Here is a 649-nt window from a genome sequence, read left to right on the forward strand (position 1 = left end):
ATACCTCCATCTTCGCTAGGGGCTTGGGATATGATTCCAGTAGAATTGTAATTAGCCAAAGGAGAAACCTGATTACTTAGTGGATTAGTAAATGTATTACCAAATCCGAAAGAATTACCAGACAAGGCTCCTTTATTATCAAACATAGTGGCCATTATTGAAACCCTCCAAATAAGGCAGCTGTTTTACGCATTCCAGGGGAGGATACCATCCAGTGATCTACTACACCACTGCGAACCTGATTGGCTGCTGTATTTTGATATACAGAAGCATTATCGAACAGACCACGAATCTTTGAAGCAAACAGGTTAATCTTTTCAGAATCACTCAGTTCTCTTTCTTGTGGTTGTTGCTGTTGAGGTTGTTGCTGTGGTTGTTGTGGAGCTTGATCAGGGGTGTTACTCATGAGAGAGGCTTGAGAGAATTTGTCAGGAGTCTGGGGTTGAACACCCTCTTGACCTAAATTGACAATCTCCGTTGAGGCAGGAGCTTGAGTCGGCACAGGTACACTAGCATCTTTCGCAATATACTCCGGAGAGAATTTCTTATTGCGCATGTAGTTGTAACCTTCTTGTGCCATTGGCTTCTTACCAGAGAGCATCTGACGTGCCCCACCAGTCCCTTGATTGTACCCTAACAAGGCGTTGGG

The 649-nt window shown here is 44.1% G+C and carries 1 protein-coding gene; it reads right to left on the reverse strand.

Annotated features, from left to right (window positions below):
* Nucleotides 1-154: 154 nt before the first annotated feature.
* On the reverse strand, nucleotides 155-649 hold a 495-nt coding region (locus N1032_RS25915), incomplete at its 5' end, for a hypothetical protein (protein ID WP_259543496.1).

The sequence above is a fragment of the Herbiconiux daphne genome (genome assembly GCF_024979295.1).
GTDB classification, from domain to species: domain Bacteria; phylum Actinomycetota; class Actinomycetes; order Actinomycetales; family Microbacteriaceae; genus Herbiconiux; species Herbiconiux daphnes.